The 19,404-nt window shown below is 51.2% G+C and carries 21 protein-coding genes; 4 read left to right on the top strand and 17 right to left on the bottom strand.

Annotated features, from left to right (window positions below; translation table 11 throughout):
* Positions 1-2 precede the first annotated feature (2 nt).
* The 6 genes from dnaB to Q9291_RS07655 all read right to left on the bottom strand — a co-directional run bounded on the left by dnaB (position 3) and on the right by Q9291_RS07655 (position 3,369).
* Complete coding sequence (dnaB, locus tag Q9291_RS07680) at positions 3-1,385, bottom strand: replicative DNA helicase (RefSeq protein WP_306389440.1); 1,383 nt, start codon at positions 1,383-1,385, stop codon at positions 3-5.
* Positions 1,386-1,522: 137 nt separating this feature from the next.
* Complete coding sequence (gene rplI, locus Q9291_RS07675; RefSeq protein WP_306389439.1) at positions 1,523-1,972, bottom strand: 50S ribosomal protein L9; 450 nt, start codon at positions 1,970-1,972, stop codon at positions 1,523-1,525.
* Positions 1,973-1,993: 21 nt separating this feature from the next.
* On the bottom strand, positions 1,994-2,227 hold the full coding sequence (rpsR, locus tag Q9291_RS07670) for a 30S ribosomal protein S18 (RefSeq protein WP_024929836.1): 234 nt from the start codon (positions 2,225-2,227) through the stop codon (positions 1,994-1,996).
* Positions 2,228-2,539, bottom strand: coding sequence for a primosomal replication protein N (gene priB / locus Q9291_RS07665; protein ID WP_306389438.1), 312 nt, complete (start codon positions 2,537-2,539; stop codon positions 2,228-2,230).
* Between the two features lie 5 nt (positions 2,540-2,544).
* Positions 2,545-2,922, bottom strand: coding sequence for a 30S ribosomal protein S6 (gene rpsF / locus Q9291_RS07660; protein WP_306389437.1), 378 nt, complete (start codon positions 2,920-2,922; stop codon positions 2,545-2,547).
* Positions 2,923-3,033: 111 nt separating this feature from the next.
* A complete protein-coding gene (locus Q9291_RS07655) occupies positions 3,034-3,369 on the bottom strand; it encodes a hypothetical protein (RefSeq protein ID WP_306389436.1) in 336 nt (111 codons plus the stop codon).
* Between the two features lie 213 nt (positions 3,370-3,582).
* On the opposite strand from Q9291_RS07655, the gene epsA reads away from it, so the two are divergent.
* On the top strand, positions 3,583-4,362 hold the full coding sequence (gene epsA, locus Q9291_RS07650; protein WP_306389435.1) for an XrtB/PEP-CTERM-associated transcriptional regulator EpsA: 780 nt from the start codon (positions 3,583-3,585) through the stop codon (positions 4,360-4,362).
* 16 nt (positions 4,363-4,378) lie between these two features.
* Here the strand turns inward: epsA and Q9291_RS07645 are convergent, their stop codons facing one another.
* The 8 genes from Q9291_RS07645 to Q9291_RS07610 all read right to left on the bottom strand — a co-directional run bounded on the left by Q9291_RS07645 (position 4,379) and on the right by Q9291_RS07610 (position 12,475).
* On the bottom strand, positions 4,379-4,810 hold the full coding sequence (locus tag Q9291_RS07645) for an RNA-binding S4 domain-containing protein (protein ID WP_306389434.1): 432 nt from the start codon (positions 4,808-4,810) through the stop codon (positions 4,379-4,381).
* A gap of 14 nt (positions 4,811-4,824) precedes the next feature.
* Complete coding sequence (locus Q9291_RS07640) at positions 4,825-6,990, bottom strand: Lon protease family protein (RefSeq protein ID WP_306389433.1); 2,166 nt, start codon at positions 6,988-6,990, stop codon at positions 4,825-4,827.
* Positions 6,987-7,466, bottom strand: coding sequence for a molybdenum cofactor biosynthesis protein MoaE (locus Q9291_RS07635; RefSeq protein WP_306389432.1), 480 nt, complete (start codon positions 7,464-7,466; stop codon positions 6,987-6,989). Before Q9291_RS07635 ends, Q9291_RS07640 begins: the two co-directional genes overlap by 4 nt.
* Positions 7,466-7,723, bottom strand: coding sequence for a molybdopterin converting factor subunit 1 (moaD, locus tag Q9291_RS07630; RefSeq protein WP_306389431.1), 258 nt, complete (start codon positions 7,721-7,723; stop codon positions 7,466-7,468). Before moaD ends, Q9291_RS07635 begins: the two co-directional genes overlap by 1 nt.
* Before the next feature lie 28 nt (positions 7,724-7,751).
* The gene (locus Q9291_RS07625) at positions 7,752-9,095 is read right to left on the bottom strand and encodes a DNA recombination protein RmuC (RefSeq protein WP_306389430.1); all 1,344 of its coding nucleotides are present in this window, start codon (positions 9,093-9,095) and stop codon (positions 7,752-7,754) included.
* A gap of 191 nt (positions 9,096-9,286) precedes the next feature.
* Positions 9,287-10,042, bottom strand: coding sequence for a hypothetical protein (locus Q9291_RS07620; RefSeq protein WP_306389429.1), 756 nt, complete (start codon positions 10,040-10,042; stop codon positions 9,287-9,289).
* A gap of 104 nt (positions 10,043-10,146) precedes the next feature.
* Complete coding sequence (locus Q9291_RS07615; protein ID WP_306389428.1) at positions 10,147-11,694, bottom strand: alkaline phosphatase; 1,548 nt, start codon at positions 11,692-11,694, stop codon at positions 10,147-10,149.
* Between the two features lie 34 nt (positions 11,695-11,728).
* Positions 11,729-12,475, bottom strand: a complete 747-nt coding sequence (locus Q9291_RS07610; protein WP_306389427.1) for a PEP-CTERM sorting domain-containing protein — start codon at positions 12,473-12,475, stop codon at positions 11,729-11,731.
* Positions 12,476-12,983: 508 nt separating this feature from the next.
* Here Q9291_RS07610 and Q9291_RS07605 point away from each other — a divergent pair.
* From Q9291_RS07605 to Q9291_RS07595, 3 genes are read left to right on the top strand one after another with little or no spacing between them, the layout of a single operon-like run.
* Positions 12,984-14,684, top strand: a complete 1,701-nt coding sequence (locus Q9291_RS07605; RefSeq protein ID WP_306389426.1) for a CHASE2 domain-containing protein — start codon at positions 12,984-12,986, stop codon at positions 14,682-14,684.
* Positions 14,681-15,190: an SH3 domain-containing protein gene (locus Q9291_RS07600; protein ID WP_306389425.1), complete on the top strand. Its 510-nt coding sequence runs from the start codon at positions 14,681-14,683 to the stop codon at positions 15,188-15,190. Before Q9291_RS07605 ends, Q9291_RS07600 begins: the two co-directional genes overlap by 4 nt.
* Complete coding sequence (locus Q9291_RS07595; RefSeq protein WP_306389424.1) at positions 15,187-16,098, top strand: M48 family metalloprotease; 912 nt, start codon at positions 15,187-15,189, stop codon at positions 16,096-16,098. Before Q9291_RS07600 ends, Q9291_RS07595 begins: the two co-directional genes overlap by 4 nt.
* Before the next feature lie 63 nt (positions 16,099-16,161).
* Here Q9291_RS07595 and Q9291_RS07590 read toward each other — a convergent pair whose 3' ends face one another.
* The 3 genes from Q9291_RS07590 to Q9291_RS07580 are packed head-to-tail and all read right to left on the bottom strand — an operon-like array spanning position 16,162 to position 19,404.
* Positions 16,162-17,166, bottom strand: coding sequence for an AI-2E family transporter (locus Q9291_RS07590; protein ID WP_306389423.1), 1,005 nt, complete (start codon positions 17,164-17,166; stop codon positions 16,162-16,164).
* A 19-nt stretch (positions 17,167-17,185) separates the two neighbouring features.
* Positions 17,186-17,746, bottom strand: a complete 561-nt coding sequence (locus tag Q9291_RS07585) for an IMPACT family protein (RefSeq protein WP_306389422.1) — start codon at positions 17,744-17,746, stop codon at positions 17,186-17,188.
* Between the two features lie 11 nt (positions 17,747-17,757).
* Positions 17,758-19,404, bottom strand: a complete 1,647-nt coding sequence (locus Q9291_RS07580) for a formate--tetrahydrofolate ligase (RefSeq protein WP_306389531.1) — start codon at positions 19,402-19,404, stop codon at positions 17,758-17,760.

Below are 19,404 nucleotides of genomic sequence, written 5' to 3'. Positions count from 1 at the left end.
GCTTAATACTCATCCGGCATGTACGCCGCATTGGCATAGTTCTCAAAGCGGGTATGTGCGCCCATAAAGGTCAGCCGTACACGACCAATCGGGCCGTTACGCTGTTTGGCGATAATAATCTCGGCAGTCCCTTTTTCGGCACTGTCGGGGTTGTAGTACTCATCACGATACACAAACATGATCAAGTCAGCATCCTGCTCAATCGCGCCCGATTCACGCAGGTCACTCATGACCGGGCGTTTATCAGGGCGCTGGTCCACCCCACGGTTAAGCTGGGAAATGGCAATCACCGGCACATCCAGTTCTTTGGCCAGCGCTTTGAGCGAACGTGATATTTCAGAAATTTCTGTGGCGCGGTTTTCACCGGCTTTGCCTGATGGCGAGGTCATCAATTGCAAATAGTCGATGACGATCAAGCCGAGCTTGCCAGTTTGCCTGTGCAAGCGGCGTGCACGGGCACGCACGTCGAAACTGCTCAAGCCTGCTCCTTCATCGATATAAATAGGTGCCTCGTTAAGTTTTCCCAATGCCGTGGTGAGTTTTTCCCAATCCTCGTCTTCAAGGTTACCGTTGCGCATTTTGTGCTGATCCAGACGCCCTACCGAACCGATCATACGGGTAGTCAACTGTGTGGCGCCCATCTCCATCGAAAAAATAGCCACCGGCAGTTGTGTATCCAGCGCCACATTTTCGGCGATGTTAATCGCAAAAGCAGTTTTACCCATGGAGGGGCGTCCGGCAATAATCACCATGTCACCGCCTTGCAGGCCGGAAGTCATCGAGTCCAGATCCCCGAAACCGGTAGGAATACCGGTCACATCAGAATGGTTGTCGCGAGAATATAAATAATCAATACGGTCAGCGACCTGCGGCAACAGGACTTGCATGCCTAAAAAGCCCTGAGCCTTGCGGTTGCCACCTTCGGCAATCTGGAAAATCTTGGCTTCGGCTTCATCGAGCAACTGCTGGGCATCGCGCCCGTTAGGCTGGTAGGCGCTTTCGGCAATATCTGTCCCGACAGTGACCAACTGACGCATGACAAAGCGTTCATGCACAATTTCAGCATAACGCCGGATGTTGGCCGCAGTCGGGGTATTCTGTGCCAGGGCGCCGAGGTACGCCACCCCGCCTACCGTGGTCAGCTCCGCCGAGTTCTCGAGCGATTCGGCAACGGTCACAATGTCTGCCGGTTGACTGCGCTCAATCAGCTTGGTGATATGCTGATAAATGAGTTTGTGGTCGTGCTGATAAAAGTCTTGCGCCGATAAAATATCGGCGATCTTGTCCAATGCTTCGTTGTCGAGCAACAAGCCGCCCAGTACCGACTGCTCGGCTTCTATGGAATGCGGGGGGAGTTTTAAGTATTCTAGTTGTTCGTCTGCCATCCTGCGATTATACCGAAAAGCCGGAGTGACATTGATTCCAGAATTGAAAAGAGTTTGAAAATCACTTTCTGAAAACAGGTCATAGAAAAACAAAAAGGCTACCGGAGTAGCCTTTTTTGATGCTTGCAGACGCGGTATTAAGCTTCTGCAGTCACAGTCACAGTGATATCAACGACGACGTCGTGATGCAATGCAACGCTCACAGCAAATTCACCGATATTTTTCAGTGGGCCATTAGGCAAACGCACTTCAGATTTTTTCACGTCGTGACCCTGTGCTTGCAAGCCTTCAGCGATATCCATGTTGGTCACAGAACCAAACAAACGACCATCAACACCTGCTTTTTGAGCCACGCTCAGGTTGAAACCAGCCAGTTTCTCACCACGGGCCTGAGCCAGAACCAGCAAATCAGCCTGTTGTTTTTCCAGCTCGGCACGTTGTGCTGCAAATACTGCCTTGTTTGCTTCAGTGGCACGTTTTGCCTTGCCTTGTGGAATCAGGAAGTTGCGGCCGTAACCGTCTTTCACTTTAACCACATCACCCAGAGAGCCCAGGTTTGCTACTTTTTCCAATAAAATCACTTGCATCTTGTTCTCCTAAGCCGCCAATTAACCTGGGTGTTTGTCTGTGTAAGGCATCAGTGCCAGGAAACGCGCGCGTTTAACAGCGGTTGTCAGTTGACGTTGATATTTAGCCTTGGTGCCAGTCATACGGGCTGGAATGATTTTGAAGTTTTCTGAAACGAAATCTTTCAACAGATCTACGTCTTTGTAATCTACTTCTTTGATGCCTTCTGCACTAAAACGGCAGTAACGGCGACGTTTGTACATATCTCTTGCCATTTAAAACTCCTTCAATATTTGTAGTTGCTGTATCAGCTGTATCTCTTGTATATGCATCACCACTTGTGTACTTTTTGCGCTGCGCCGTGACAGAAAGCCTTTAGCTTTAATCTGGTCACCCGTCTGCAGGGTTAATCTGGCTTTTTCACCGATCAATACTGCTGGCAGCACACACTGCACTTTACGATTCAGGCCCGCTTCCAGCTGCTCCGAATCATGTTGCAACTGCAATCGTAACAAGGGTAATCCTGCGGGTGTATAGCCTAACGGCTCAATTGCTTGCACCGTTGCGGCAATCACCAGCGTATTCACAACAATTAGGCTGCGGCCTCAGTAGTGGCTGCGGCTGGTGCATCACCCACGATGGTTTTGGATTTTTCCTCTTTCATCATTGGGCTAGGCGCAGTCACCGCTGTTTTTGTCGCGACTGTCAAGTGACGCAATACAGCATCGTTAAATTTGAAGCCATGCTCCAACTCTTCAAGCACGGCCTGGCTGCACTCGATGTTCATCAACACATAATGCGCTTTGTGTACTTTTTGAATTGGATAGGCAAGTTGACGACGGCCCCAGTCTTCCAGACGGTGGATGTTGCCGCCATTACCTGTGATCTGGGCGCGGTAGCGCTCAATCATTGCAGGCACTTGTTCACTCTGGTCAGGGTGAACAATAAACACGATTTCATAGTGTCGCATGAGATTTCCTTATGGTTTAAGCCACCTTCAGATCAGCCAAATGGCAGGTCAAAGTGTGGCAAGGTTGCAAAGCACGCGATTATACACTGCTTTTCATGCTGCACTCAAGGTTTATTGCTGCCCAGGCTTATTTTCAAGGCTTTTATCTTCCTTGGGCAGGTAATAAGGATCGGCCACATACCCCGGCCCTTTCATGATAATAACGACAATCAGGCCGATGGTCATGGCGCCGATAAAAAACCAGAAAGTAAACAGCAGCCCAAAAAAAATGGCCAAATGCTCCAGATCCTGGCTCAACACATCCACATTTTTCCACCAGGCATATATCAGCGGTGCTGCAAACACAACGCTTCCCAGCAGCCACCATTTTGGCAGCTTTTTCAAGAGCTGCCACTCTCTATGGCTTGGGTAACGTATGCCACCTGGCAATTTATTTAATAAACCCATCTGCATCCTCCCTGTGTTTTTCCCATTTTAACTCACCATCCCCATGCGTTACGACATGTGCCCGCCTGTTTATATCCCTCGTTCATCCTGGCCATCAAATATCCGAATTTCCAGCACACCTCTATTAAAGACTTGCGCATTTCAGCCGTAAATAACTTAACCATGAATATTGTCAGGACTATTGCTGTCCTGCATTTTAATAAAGGTAACTCCATGCTGGCACAAAAAAAAGAAGCTCATTGGGAAAGTATCCTCCTGGCCATACAACATTCATATGCCATTAACCGGCACCTGGATTTTTTCAATTGGTTGAAAAACGACATTCATCCACTGATGCGGCATGATGCCCTGTTGGCGGCATGGGGAGACTTCAGCAGTGGTGACTTGCGCTTTGACGTGTCCTCACAATTACCGGAGTTATCTACACAGCGCTTGCAAGAAGACTCAGCCATTGTCAATTATCTGGTGTGCAACCTTTACAAACGCTGGGTAGACAACGGAGACAAATGGTTTGTGATTAACAGGTTTGATGCCAGCGGCATGCACGCACAATCGCCAAATCCATTTACCCGGCAATTGATGAAAATGCACACCTTGCTGGTCTATGGCGTGCGTGATACCCGCGGCAAGTCTGATTGTATTTATGTGTTTTTTGATCGCTCGCGCGAGTTCAGTGTACCGGACCAGTTAATGGGTATGATCATGCCACACCTGGACGCTGCGATGCGCCGGATTGCGACCCTTGAGCCACCAGTCAAGGATGAAGACCTGCTCGACAGCATGACGCAGGGTTCTTTGTCTGGCCGCGAACACGAGATATTGCACTGGGTGCGCAGTGGCAAAACCAATCTTGAAATCGGGCTGATTTTGAATATCAGTGCGAATACCGTCAAAAACCATTTAAAACGGATTTTCCAGAAGCTGGATGTTTCATGTCGTGCGCAGGCGGCAGCAAAAATGGGGATTCACGGTAGCCCGCACAAACCTAACTAGGGTGTAGAGCAGGCAGCTATTCGCGCCCGGTAAAGCGCTGGATATCGCGCATTTGCCGTTTGGTCGGCCGGCCGGCGCCGCGCTCACGCAAGGCAAATAAATCGGCCCCCGTGCCTTTGACTTGCAAGCGCAACTGCACGCTTTCTTCTGTTTCACGGTAAAGTAGCGCGGCTTCTGGTGCACCCCGCCGCGCATTGCTCAAGGCAAGCACTTCAACTTCTATCTGCATATCCTTATTTTTAATGCTGACACGCATACCGGGCTTCATGACTTTTGCGTTTTTAGCGCGGTCACCATCGACACGGACCTTACCACTATCCACCGCTTCAGCTGCCAGGCTGCGCGTTTTGAAAAAACGCGCAGCCCATAACCACTTATCCAGACGGCAGCTGTCGTCCTCGCCTTCCTGTGCCTGGGTGGGTTGTTTTTTATGGTGGGTTCTGGCCATGCTTCGAAATAGAATTAAAAAGGTTTGCTGGCATCTGCTTGCTGCTGAATATAGGCCATACGTGCCTGATTGCGTTCCAGCGTATGACGATAGCTCGCGAGAACGGTTTGCGCACGTGCCATCAGGCTATCCCCCTGATAGGTACCATCCACACTTTGCACCCCGGCTTCAATGTCGGTCAAATGGGCGATGCCCTCCAGCACATGGTCAATGGCAATAATCCTGAACATGCCATTATTCACCGCCTGTACCACACTATCATCCAGCACCAGATGCCGCTGGTTACGCTTGGGAATAATCACGCCCTGCTCGCCATTCAAGCCCAGCGCCTGACACACCCTGAAATAGCCTTCAATCTTCTCGTTCACACCACCGATCGGCATGACTTCGCCAAATTGGTTAAGGGCACCGGTCACGGCAATGCCCTGCTTGATAGGCAGGTCAGTCAGCGCGGATAACAGTGCAAACAGTTCAGCACAAGAGGCAGAATCGCCCTCCACACCGTTATATTCCTGCTCAAACACCAGCGAAGCACTCAAACTTAAGGGTGCCAGCGCCCAGAAACTCGCACTCAGCCAGTTTTGCAAAATATAGATGCCCTTGTCATGATTCGGGCCGCTCATATTCACTTCACGGTCAATATTGATGACCCCACTGCGACCAGGGTAGCAGCGAGCGGTAATACGGATCGGCGAACCAAAACTGGCATCGCCCAGCTCAATATGTGTCAAGCCGTTGACCTGCCCGACCACGCTGCCATGCACCTGAATCAGCAGTTCGTTATCGATGATGGAGTCGCGGATCTGTGTTTCGAAAAACTGCTGGCGCAGCAAACGGGCAGACAAGGCCTGTCGGACATGGTCATCCGTCACCAGCAAAGCGCTGGCCGCGACCGACACACATTCGTGCATCAATTGATCGAGGTGTGAGAAACGGGTACTAAAACGGCCTTGATCTTCTTCGAGCCGGTGCATAAATTGCAAGAGCACATTGACGGCCTGGGCGCTAAAATGCGTCATCTCCTGCTGCTGGCACTTACGGGCTATGTAACCAGCCATCCAGGCATAGTTGTCCAGGCTGGCCGTCACCCGGTCTTCAAACTCGACCTTGATCGGAAAGAACTCAAAAAAGTCCGGTTGTGCTTCCAGGCAGTCGTAATAATCTTCGCGGCTGGCAATCATGACGATCTTGACATGCACTGGCAAACTGCCATGGCGATTACCCCCGGCCCCCTGCTGGGCGTGATTGGCCCAGTCTTCGATCTGCACTTCACGATTGCGCATCAGACGGTACAATTTTTCAAGCAAGGCGGTGCCATTACTTTCATCCTGCATTAAATCTCGCAGATGCAAAAGCAGCATGCCACCATCTGCCTGATGCACGCTACCCGCACGCAAACGTAAAAACTCGGGCAATTGTGCTGATTCACCGGCAGCGCTATCAAACATACCAAACAAGGCAGCAAAACCGGGGTCATTTTCTTCAACGATCGGCTGTTTGTGTCCTTGTGTCAGGTTGGCACGCTGGTCGACCAGCAGATTGACCCGAAAGCGCGACAAAAATGATTCATTGATCAGGCCTTCAACGCCTTCACCTTCGCCACCCACCTGTTGCCAGGCTTGCAGAAACCCCAGCATTTCCGGCTTGATGACATTGAAAAATGGCGACAATTTGGCACTGCTCAATTGCGAACGCATGGCATCCACGCGCGCCTCACACCAGACCTCGGCCTGAGACAAATTAACCTGGCCACTGCTATCAACCCAATGCGGCATTTCTGCAATCAAACTCTTGATAAAGCCTTCCATCACCGTGCGTAATTGTGCACCCAGACCGACTGGCAGCTTGATATAGTTAGCGCAGGATTGCTGACTGAAATCATACAGAGCCACCAGATCGGTCAGCGTGGTATCAATCACCTGCTCTGCCGCCGCACGCATGGCAGCCACAGTGAGCCCGGCCCGGCCTGACCCTGGCGTACCCAGCACCAGCACATTGCAGCCCGTGTGCTGGATAGACAAGCCCATCATCAAGGTTTTTTGTGCTTCGGGTTGTAGCTTCCAGCCATAATCAGTCAAGCTGAGTGCGGACGCATCCAGAAGTTCAGCCGTTGACTCAAAGGTCATGGGCGCCAGCTTATGGGCCACAGTCATTTCATCTGGGGTTAACACTTGTATCATTCAGGCAGGCTCCATTGTTGTTTGGCTTGTTCGTCAGCCTCGCGCGCTTCCACCCAACGCGCACCCAAAGCCCCAATCTCTTTTTTCCAGAAAGGGGCCTCTGTTTTTAAAAAATCCATCATAAATGCACAGGCGTCAAATGCTGCCTGACGATGCAGGCTGGCAGTGGCTACCATCACAATCTGCGCACGCGCCTCCAGGTCTCCATACCGGTGTATCAAGGTCACACCCAGCAGCGGCCATCGATGCAAGGCTTGTTCGACGATGGCAAGCAGGGCCTTTTCTGTCATGCCTGGATAATGCTCAATATGCATACGTTGCAATACCTGGCCCTTGGCAAACTCACGCACCAGACCATCAAAGCTGACAACCGCACCCGCTTGCGGACAGTGCCTGCGCAATTGCTGCATCTCCATTGCAAGATCAAAGTCTTCTGCTTGCACCAATACGCGCTTGTAGGGTTGCGCAGTCACCATTAACCTCCTGTGACAGGCGGAAAAAATGCCACCTCATCACCCTCGTCAAACGTAGCCATATCATCCACCAGTTCGTGGTTGATTGCCGCACGTACAACGCCGCTCCCGCTGAACAGTTTCTGCCAGGTTTCCCCGCGGTTGGATAACCAGGACTTGAGTGCAATGATGGTTTCCACCTCATCAGGTAACGATACCTGCTCAGAAGAGTAGTTAACCACTTCTTTGATGCGGGCGAAATATAAAATGGTGATATTCATGAATAGGTCTTTACGCAATAGGCTTTGGTTATTCTTTAGGCTCTTCCAGTTCATCCAGCACATCGAGTGCAGCCAGACCAGTGGTCTCCTGCAATTCCACTTTCTCGATCTGGGCAAAACGCCTGGAAATTTTCTGGCTGCTGATATGCACATCCTGTGCATTCTCATGCGCCTGGCGGATATTGTCTGCGAGCTTTTTCATACGCGTGTCAAAACGGTCAAAGTCTTTGCTAAGCTTGCCGAGCTCATCTTTGATAATGTGTACCTGCTTGCGCATTTCCACATCTTTCAGCACGGCACGTGCCGTGTTCAGCACAGCCATCAGCGTAGTCGGTGACACCAGCCATACGCGTTTCTGCATGGCATAGTCCACCACATCCCCATGGTAGGCATGAATTTCGGCAAACACAGCTTCCGCAGGAATAAACATCACCGCACCATCAGAGGTTTCATTGGCAATGATGTATTTGCTGCTAATATCGTCCACATGTTTTTTAATATCGGCTTTAAACAGTTTAGAAGCCTGCGCCTGCACCAGCTCGCCCAGACTGCTGTCTATCATGCGATGATAGTTTTCTAGCGGAAACTTGCTGTCCACCGCCACTGTGCCAGTGGGTTCCGGTAAGAACAGAGCACAATCAACACGCGCGCCATTGCTTAAGGTGTGCTGCATGGCAAAACTGCTCGAAGGCAGCACATTGCGCACCAGTCCCTCCAGCTGCACCTCGCCATAGGCCCCTCGGCTGCGCTTGTCACCCAGTAGCTCCTGCAAGCTCACCATGTTCACGCTCAGGCCATCGATTTTCTTCTGCGCCTCATCAATTGTGGCCAGGCGTTCCATCACGCTGACAAAGGTCTCATTGGTTTTCTTGAAGCCCTCTTCCAGACGCATCGATACCTTGCCACTCATCTCTTCTAGACGGCCATCGACGATTTTGGTCAGGGCTTCAATGCTCTGGGTGAGGCTTTGCGTGGTGGTTTGCAGGGCTGCGTTCAACATAGTTTGTTGTGTAAGCCCCTGCTCTGACAAACCGTTACGCAAACTGAGGCTTAATTGCTCACTGTTTTGTGACAGGTGGTCACGCTGCGCGACCTGTAATGCCTGCATCGCCTCACGGGTAGCCATCAGCTCCTGTGAGACTTGTGTGCGCAGCCTGTCCTGCTGGTCACTGCTCAATACCTGCAAACGGTCAGCGAGGCTATTCAGTGCATGATGCATGTCAGCCATCATTGCGCGGTGCTTTTCTTCCAGCAACTGTGCGACCTGTTGTGGCAGATCCTGCCGGGAGGCCTGTTGCTGCTGACGCCATTGCCAAACCAGCAAGACGATTATCAGCAAGAGTAATAAAAAATTGATTACAGTGAAAGTCATAGCCGCATTATAGCTGATGACCATTCATCCCACACGGGCACGGCTGCTATTTAATAGGCAGGGCTGGATTCAACCCTGACTGTCCGTTAAGTGTCTGAGTGCCCATTTAAATGCTCACATCAGAAAACATCCAAAACAAAACGCCCATCCTTCAGGACGGGCGAACAAATGTATATTTTGAAGATAACAAGTTAATGCGCGTGTGGCTGATCTATCCCCGGCGCCCCATGGGCTCTCGCCAGCCATTTCACGTCATCGGCATTGTGCTCCATATCCCCGATATCGGTAAAATCTACGTGCTGATAGTATGCCAGCGTATTGCTGCCAGTTTTTGGCGCACGCTCAACACTGCTTGCTTGTCCGTCGAATTGCAACACCTGTAACTGTATCGTCACATCGTGTTTGGGGTAACCATAATGAATCGCTTCCGGCAGTTTCAGTGCGGGCATCCACATAATATCCACTTGGGTACCGTCTGCCTGCTTCCCTGTATAATGCTCTACCCGGTAGCCGAACCTGTTGACCTCGGATTGGGGGTGTTTAACCAACTTGACCAACTCTTCATCGGTGACCAGTTGTGATTTCACCTGCCATGTCGAATGGTCGGTTTTCATGCCCAGCATTTTCAGGTCAACATCCATATAATCAATGGCCCGCTGATCTTCATGCATCAGGTAGGCATAAGCCATCTGGTTTGCGGGCTTCTGCATCCACAAGCCGCTGTGATGGGCGGGTTCACCACGCTGGTAAAGGTGACGAATTTCCACTTGCCCGGGTTCACGCATCAGCCACCATTGAAAATGCTTGTTTGCCGTGCATGGGTGGGCGCACTGTGTGGTTTCATAGCGCGCATTGACAGCTTCTCTGTCCGGTTCTGCAGCAACGCCTTGCTGGCTGATCAGCCCTGTCGCCAGCAGCCATACCGTCACGGATAATTTCCGCATCATATATACACCTTTTATGCTATTGGATTCAAATCAAACAGGGGCGCCCACTGGACGTCCCTGTTTTAACGCTGATTGATGGCGCCTCGCCATTCAGTCATACTAAATTAACGAAAGCCAAACGCCTCTTTCATCACTTGGTAGATGTAGCTTTGTTCTTGCACGCCATGTACCAGATAGGCTTTGGGGCCCTGCGCATAAATCGCCACCTCTTCACCTGCATGCGTTTCAGAACTGAGTGGCACCAGCGCTTCCTGATGAAAGTCCGGATCTTCCGTATCTACCGAGGTCATATCCACCACTCGACCGGCAGCAATGGCTTCGTTATACACAGCATCACCTGGCGCGTTGGTATGGTAGCCAGGGCCATTGGCAAAGCTGACAGTGGTGTAAGGTTTGCCATCGGCCGCCAGTGTGGGCGTTGTTTTGCCTGGCTCCACCACTTTAGCCAGAATCGGATTACCGCGCTTAGGGTAGCCACCTATGGTCAATGTGTGGCTATGGTCAGCTGTCACAATAATCAGCGTGTCGTTCATGTCTACTTTGGACATGGCTTCACGTACTGCATCGGATAAAGCTACAGTATCCTTGAAAGTACGGTAAGCATTGCCTGCATGGGAAGCATGGTCGATACGCCCGCCTTCCACCATCAGAAAGTAACCATTCTGGTTTTTCTTCAGGATATCAATCGCTTTACCGGTCATTTCGGCCAGTGAAGGTTCGCCAGCAATATCGTTTGGACGGTCTTGCTCGTACTCCATGTGTGAAGGATTAAACAGGCCCAGCACTTTGGTCGCAGTCGCCGGATTAATGGCGTCAAACCCATTCTTGTCCTGAACATAAACACCGCCAAATTTGCTGACATACTCCTGCGTCAAGTTACGACCATCGGTACGACGCCCCTTGGTGCCTTCAATATCCGTCACCGAGTTAGGCAGGAAGTAGCTGCGGCCACCGCCCAATACAACGTCAATACCATCACCCAGCTTGCCTGAACCGAAGTTATCAATCATCTGCGCGGCAATGTCTTTGACACCGTTGCTGGCTGCTGCTGAAGAAAGGTTTGAGTTAGCTTCCCAGTCACGGTTAGAGATATGGGCATAGGTAGCCGCCGGCGTAGCATGCGTAATACGTGCTGTAGACACCACTCCGGTTGATTTGCCAGCCACTTCAGCTTGCTCAAGCAAAGTGGTGACTTTATTAGCGTTCAATACAGCGGGACTAGGCTCGTTTCTGGCAACCGTCTGGTTCAGCGACAAAATACCATCATTGGTTTTCACGCCAGAAATCATCGCTGTCATGGTTGGTGCAGAGTCGGCAGTCTGCTGGTTGGTGGAGTAAGTTTTCGATAATGCAACGTACGGAAACGCTTCAAAAGATAACTTGTTGCGCTCGCCATCAGCGCCTTTCAATTGCCCCTCAAAAATGCGGGCGCCAGTCACGGTGGAAATCCCCATGCCATCCCCCACAAACAGAATGACATTTTTAGCTTTGCGCGCATTTGGAACTAATTTCTTGCTGTCATTTAAACTGGCAGCCCCGTCATCCAGCCAGAACTGTGCATTTTCTGCGGCAAACACTGCTGGTGAGATGCCAAGTTGCGCACCCAATAGCATCGCTGCGATGGCTGTGCGTTTCATATTAAACATGTGCATGATTATTTTCCTTTTTAATTCAATCGTACTGATCTTACTTAGCCAGCTGGCGACGGCGTACGCACGCTGTCAAGCCCAAGCCAGCCAGCAACATGGCATAGGTGTCGGCTTCTGGTACGGCGGCTACCGCATTGATGCTGACGTTATCCACCCCCAGTTGCAGCGCGTTCTGATTGGCAACAGTAGCAAAACGCAACGTATAGCTGCCGCCACTGGCCAGAATGCTGCTGATATCGAAGGTATAACTTAAATATTGATTAGTGGTGAGGGGGCCATTTGCGCCGCCCAGATACAGTGTCTGCAATACATCTGCACTACTGGTAGAAAATGGATCACTCCCAGACTTCAACACATCCACACGCACATGCTGGTTGGGATTGTCAGTCGCATCCACGGTGTAGTCCAGACCGGCCGCATCTACCGACGCACTGTCATGCTGATTATTCACAAACAGTTGAAAAGTCAGGCTGGCACTACTTACAGCGCCAGTGGCAAATGTTTGAAACAGCGCATTGGCAGACAAGCCGTAGTTATCAAGCATGCCATAATAGTTGCCCTGATACGCACCCACTGTCGCGTTACCAGTCACTTCGGACAGCGTCCCACTTTGCGCCAGTACACTGCCGGAAATGCCCTGCTCGGCAGTTTGCCAGCCGCTGATATCGTAGCTATCTGCCCCTTGCACCTCAAATCCGCCATTCTGTATTAATTCCAACGCGTGTGCAGGCAGGGTCAGGCCAGCCATCACGCAGGCGAAAACCACAGGTTTAAGCTTGATCATATTCATCCTCTCTGATGTGTATTATTCACGAGCGCCAGTGCCAAATCAGCACCTTGACTGCGTTGGATTGTGCCTAGGCACTGTGGCAGAAAGTTTTCACTCAGATGAAGATTAAATGATGGTCATGACTACCTTACCACGAAAAAATGGCCCAAAAAAAGCCCCGAAAGATCGGGGCTGATAAGAGACTTTAACTTGAAAAACACAAACTACAAACACACGGTGCAATCACACAAACACATCCATGAGGCTGATGATGATCAACAACAGAAATCCAAATAACAGTATTTTCAGATTCAAACTCATAAACATGTCAGTGCGTTTGCGTTATTGCTAGAATACGGATCTGGGCACTAAGACTCAATGGCCCGTTCGGGCCAATGGCGGGTATTTTGAGGCTAAACGCCTGCCAGGCAGTCAACAATACACACAATTAACCATCATCGCCAACGGCTGCAACAGGCAATCCCTCACGCGCCAGCATGATGACTGATTCAACAGGGGTTATATGCTAAAACTGAAACTGATGCTGGGCTTTTGGCTGGCCAACCTGACGCGCCGGCTTAAAAATAATTTTTACCTTTACCTGGCACTGCTCTTCAGCCTGTTTATCCTGCTGGATGCCGCGGTCCTGCATGTTGGTCAGAACATGCGCGACAAGGCGTTCGACATGATGGTCAAAAACCGCATTTTCAAACCGTCAGCAGACCCCACCATTGTCATCATCGACATCAACGAAGCCAGCCTGGCAGCCATGTCAAAAGAATACGGACGCTGGCCATGGCCACGCCAGGTAGTCGGTGAACTGGTTGAAAACCTGCAACACCAACAGCCCAAAGCCATTATTTTTGACATCGTGTTTTCAGATGCGGATATCTACAACCCAGACAGCGACAGCTACTTCAACGATGTGATTACCGCGTGTGATCGTTGCTTTTTTCCGCTGCTGAGGCTAGATGCAAGCCAGGATAGCCAAAGTGCATTGACCTATGCGCAAATGCCCGGTTTGATACATGCGCCAGATGCAGACCTGAAGGCCACATTTGCCGCGATTCCCCCTTATTTCAAAGGCGCATGGAAAGCACAACGCCTGGGCACCCACAATGTGTATCCCGACAATGATGGCGTAGTGCGTGAGTATCGCATGCGACATACCGACCGTGGCTGGACGTTACCATCTCTTCCGGTCACTGTGGCTGACGCCTTGCATTATGACAACAGCCAGACGCCGGATGATATGCTACTTAACTGGCGAGGCAAGCCATTTACCTATCAATATGTCACCTTCAGCGACCTCTATACCGACATCACCAGTGCGCAGCCCAAACGTCCCCAGGCGGAATTTAAAGATAAGATCATCATTATTGGCTCCACTGCACCCGCATTGTTTGATATCAAACCGACGGCGATGGACAAGCAGTTCCCCGGTGTGGAAATACTGGCCACGGCGCTGGATAACACCATGCATCAGGACTATCTCAAGGTCTGGCGCGGCAAACTGCCTTATATTGTGCTGAGTTTGCTGCTGGTCTGGCTTACCACGCTGGCCTTTTATTTCAAGGTAGACCGTGACCGCTTCAATGGTGTGTTTACGGGTAGCCAGATCGGTTTGCTGGTACTTTCCTACTTGGCGATTAACCTGATCCATACCTACCTGGATCTGGCTGCACCGATTTTCTGGGCGGTAGCTTATTTCGGGATCGCTAAAATTTATGCGCTGGCCACTGACCGCGCACTACAGCGCTGGCTGGCTTTTGGCCTGAAGGCAGACAGTCCGGAACAAGAAGTCTTATTAATGCCGCTCACCATAGAGAGCGTGGAATCTCTGGGCGATGCGGTAATGAAACGGATACGCAAAGAAGCTGAACTTGCCAGCCGTGCCCCAAACCAGGTCGATGTGATGGCCGGTACACAAAGCGGCGTGTGGGGATTGTTTGGCGATATGATGATTGTCAGTTGGCAATACAGCCCGCAAGCAGAATACCGTGAGGCAGCCATGCAGGATGCCACCCAGCTGGCAACCCACTTAACGGCATTTGTACGTACTCTGGGGCTGCCAGAAAATAGTCAGGTACGTTATGCCCTGCACCGCGGCATCATCGCCAGCAACACTTCACAACTGGCAGCCCAGTGGCGTATTTTATTTGCGCAAGCGATGATACAGCTTGAAATGGAACACACATCACAGAAAGTAGAGAGCGATCAATGATTAAAAAGCAATGTTTAGGGCTGATAGCCGCCTTGTGTTGCAGCACGGTGTTTGGCATCCATGCTGCGAACGCAGCAGAAACTGGCGTGATTTTGAAACCCGACCAGTTGCGTGTTGACGCATTTAATGACGCCAAAGTCGTTGGCACCGTCAACAAGAATGATGCCGTCGAGATTGTGAACAAAAAAGGCGCATGGTTACAGATCAAAAGCAACGGTAAAACTGGCTGGGTACGCCTGCTCACTGTGAAGCGCAACAACGCAGGCAGCAGCAATGTGGCGGGGATGGTTGGCGTGGCGACTGGTCGTAGCGGGACTGGCAAGGTGGTTTCTACCACGGGCATACGGGGCCTGAGCGCAGAAGACTTGAAAACTGCGCAGTTTAACGAAAGTGAAACCAAAAAATTGGAGAGCTATACCGTGAACGCTGAGGAAGCGAAGCAATTTGCGGCCAGTGCTGGCTTGAATAGCCGCAGCTATCCTTACTTTACAGGAGGTGCGCAATGAACCACAACGTATTGAAGCAAAAGGCCATTGCCCTGGCCTGTGCCGCCTGCCTGATCGGCACAAGCCAGGCCTTTGATTTAAAAGGTGCGCTCAAAGATGCAGTCAAAGAGCAGATAGGGGTGACTGATAAAAAAGAAACCTCTACCGCACCGGCATCCGGCACCGCAGATAACGCCTCGGCACAGGACAAATTGGCCAATATCAACTGGACAAGCCCTAGCCTGGAAGATGAAATTGCAGTTGGCCGCAATGTGACAGGCACCATACTGGGCGCTGCGCCACTGGTGAGTGATGCAGGGTTACAGGCCTATGTGAATAAAGTGGGGCGCTGGGTGGCCAGCCAATCTGAACGTGCGGACATTGCCTGGCATTTTGGCGTGATTGACAGCAGCGATATCAATGCGTTTGCCACACCCGGTGGTTATGTACTCATCACCAAAGGCTTATATCAGCGCTTGACCAGTGAAGCGCAACTGGCAGGCGTACTCGGGCACGAAATTGCACACGTGGTGCAAAAGCACCATTTGAAAGTCATGCAAAAACAGGCGCTGCTCGATGCTGGCACTGCTTTTCTGAAAGAAAAAATCAGTAAAAACAAGCTGACGCAGCGCGCCGTCAGTACCGGTGCCGAAATCAGTGCGCGCAATCTGGATAAAAGTGCAGAATACGAAGCCGACAGCATGGGGACTGTGCTGGCTGCACGCGCCGGTTATGAAGTGTATGGACTGGCCGAGGTACTGCAGGCGCTGGCGCAAGTAAGTAATAACGATAGCAGCATGGCCCTGCTGTTTCAAACCCACCCGCACCCGGATGAACGGTTGGCTCAACTCAGCCTGATCAGTGGCAATCAGCTGGATAGCATGGAGGGCGGCAAAACACTGGACAGTCGTTTATATCGTTTAAAGTAAAACGGCCATCATCAAAAGCGCGCGGCAGTATCTCTGAAGCGCGCTTTTTATTTATCTCAATCATTAAATCCAGTCGCGTACGCGGCATTCACTCTTGATATACGCATAATAGACCGGCGCTGCCACAATGCCAGTCACGCCAAAGGTCGCTTCCATCAACAACATGGCCACCAGCAACTCCCATGCCCGCGCATGGATTTGCTCCCCGACTATTCTGGCATTGAGGAAGTATTCAAGCTTGTGAATAATCACCAGAAACCCGAGTGAGCCAAGCGCAATCAGAAAAGAATGGCTGGTGCTGACAATCACAATCACTGTATTGGAAATGAGATTACCAATGACTGGCAACAGCCCTACCAGAAAAGTAATGGCAATCAAGGTTTTGGTAAATGGCAGGTGCACGCCACACAAGGGCAGCACAATCGCCAGATAAACTGCCGTCAGCGTAGCATTCACTGCGGATATCTTGATTTGCGCGAACACAATATTTTTGAATGCTGCGGAAAAAAGTGCCGCGCGACGCATCAGGCTCTGCGCAAAAGGCTTGTAGCGACTGTGAGTCTCGACATCGTGCAGGGCAACCATGGCGCCAATCACCATGGCAATCAGAATATGCGCCAGATGATGGCCCGCTTCCTTGCCCAGTAATTGCCAATCAGCCGAATGGGCGCGCAGCCATTCAATCACGGTTTGCTGCAGTGTAATGGCATCATCTGGCAACCGGTCATTTAACCAGGCAGGTAATACTTTGCGCGAATCCTCAATGATGCGTGCCAGCTGATCAAACAGCATGGAAAAACCACCTGAATCACTACGAATCAGTGTGATCAAACCCATGCCTAAACCAACCAGCAAACTGATAATAAGAGTCGCCAGCAACATGACAGATAACAGTTTGGCGTACTTTCCGGGGACTTTTCGCTCAATAATCGGCGAAATAATATGGATCAGTTCGAACACCAGCAAGCCAATCAGCAGTGCCGGTAACAAGTGCACCTGTAACACCAGCAGCATCAATACTGCCATCACGCCATAAGACGCAATATCGAACCTTTGAGCCTGTGTCATACTTTCTTTCATTTAAAGATTAAGTAAACTTCTCTTGTAGCCGACGCGCTGCATCCAATGGCAATTTCAACAAGAAATGCACTGCCTCATCAAAATGCTTATCCAGCACTTCGCCTTTGACTTTTTGTACTTCCCGTGTCAATTCATCCACGCGCTTGTAAGTCGTCTTGATGTGTAGTTCTACCATCTCGACAAAAGGAATACTGCCTGCCCTCTCCATGGCGATTTTGGCAGTGCCGCCATAAGCACGTACCAAACCACCGGTGCCCAGATTGACCCCGCCATAATAGCGTATAACAGCGACACAGCAATTGACATAATTCTGTCCATCCAGCATTTGCTGAATTGGTTTGCCAGCCGTTCCGGCAGGTTCACCAGCATCCGAAAAACGGGCGACGATGCCATCCGCGGTTTGCATGCGAAACGCATAAGCCAAATGGCCTGCACTTTGATGTTCGCTGGCAAACTGTCGCAAAAACAGCGCCAGTTCACGTTCGTTTTCACAGCGCATGGCACGCGCAAAAAAACGGGACTTATGAATGGTCTGGTCGGCTTGGCCGACTTGCTGGAAGGTCAACATACAATTGAGAATTAAGAAAGCCCGCTGATTTTACCATCTGCAGCCACCCCGATACGTATACTGGCGGGCTGTTTTGGCAAGCCTGGCATGGTCATGATATCGCCACAAATGGCGACAACAAAACCGGCGCCACGTGCAAGACGCAACTCTCGCACTAACAGGGTATGGCCCACAGGCACATTGCGCTGCTTTGGATCACACGAGAACGAGTATTGGGTCTTCGCCACACACACTGGCAACCCCTGACTGGCCGCTGCCAGAGCATGTAACTGGGCTTGCGCAGCCGGGCTAAATGCTACGCCGTCAGCACCGTAAATCTGGCGTGCCACCAAGGCCAGTTTTTCCTCCAGCGCCACATCGTCAGCATAGGCCAGTCGAGCACCTGTTGAAGCCTGTGATAGTTGCGTGACCAACGCCTTGGCCAAATCGCTGGCACCACTGGCCCCATTCGCCCAATGTTTGCAAACGTGCATCTGATAACCCCAGCTTTGCACAGCAGCATCGACCAAGGCGACTTCTGCTTCAGTATCATGGCTGAAATGGTTGAGTGCCACCAGTACTGGCAAGCCAAACTGGTGATGCAGGTTATCGAGGTGTTTTTTCAGGTTTGCCAGGCCAGCCTGGAGTGCGTCCAGATGCTCATTGTTTAAATCGGCGACTTCTATCCCGCCGTGATACTTCAGCGCCCGCACGGTCGCCACCAACACCGCCACATCCGGGCGCAAACCTGACTGGCGGCACTTGATATCCATAAACTTTTCAGCACCCAGGTCGGCACCAAAACCGGCTTCTGTCACCACGTAATCTGCCAGCCGCAACGCCGAACGCGTGGCCACCAGTGAATTGCAGCCATGTGCAATATTAGCAAATGGCCCGCCATGCACCAGTGCCGGTGAACCGGCCAGGGTTTGCACCAGGTTGGGCTGGAAGGCATCTTTAAGCAAGGCAGTCATCGCGCCTTCTGCCTGCAAATCGCTGGCAAAGATGGGATTTCCGGCGGCATTGCTACCCACCTGTATGCGCCCCAGTCTGGCCGTCAAATCTTGCAAATCAGTCGCCAGACAGAAAATGGCCATGACCTCGCTGGCCACCGTGATATCAAATCCGGTATGCACCTCATGATCCAGCGTCACCCGACGCAAGGCACGGTCATTCATATCCATACAGCGGCGCCAGCTGACATGCTCGAAGCCCAGCGCATTGCCGTGATAAATATGATTATCGATTAATGCAGCCAGTAAATTATTGGCCGCACTGATGGCATGAAAGTCGCCGGTAAAATGCAGGTTAATGTTTTCCATCGGGACGACTTGGGCATAGCCTCCGCCGGTCGCGCCCCCTTTCATACCAAACACCGGCCCCATGGATGGTTCGCGCAAGCATGCCATGGCAGGATAACCTGCATGATTCAGTGCATCTGTGAGGCCAATCGTCGTCGTCGTTTTACCCTCGCCCGCCGGTGTGGGGCTGATCGCGGTGACCAGAATTAGCTTGGCACGCGCAGGTTGCTGTTGCAGCTTGCTGACAGTTGCCTGCGTCAGTTTGGCAATGTGGTGACCATAGGGCAACCAAGCCTCGGCAGACAAGCCCAGCTTCTCGGCAACGTTGTGTATAGGTAACAGGGTTGCAGCTTGTGCAATCTCGATATCAGTCAGCAT

It is taken from the genome of Methylophilus aquaticus (genome assembly GCF_030769565.1).
Classification (GTDB): domain Bacteria; phylum Pseudomonadota; class Gammaproteobacteria; order Burkholderiales; family Methylophilaceae; genus Methylophilus; species Methylophilus aquaticus.
Note: the sequence above shows the minus strand (reverse complement) of the source record. Positions and strands in the feature narration are given on the sequence as shown.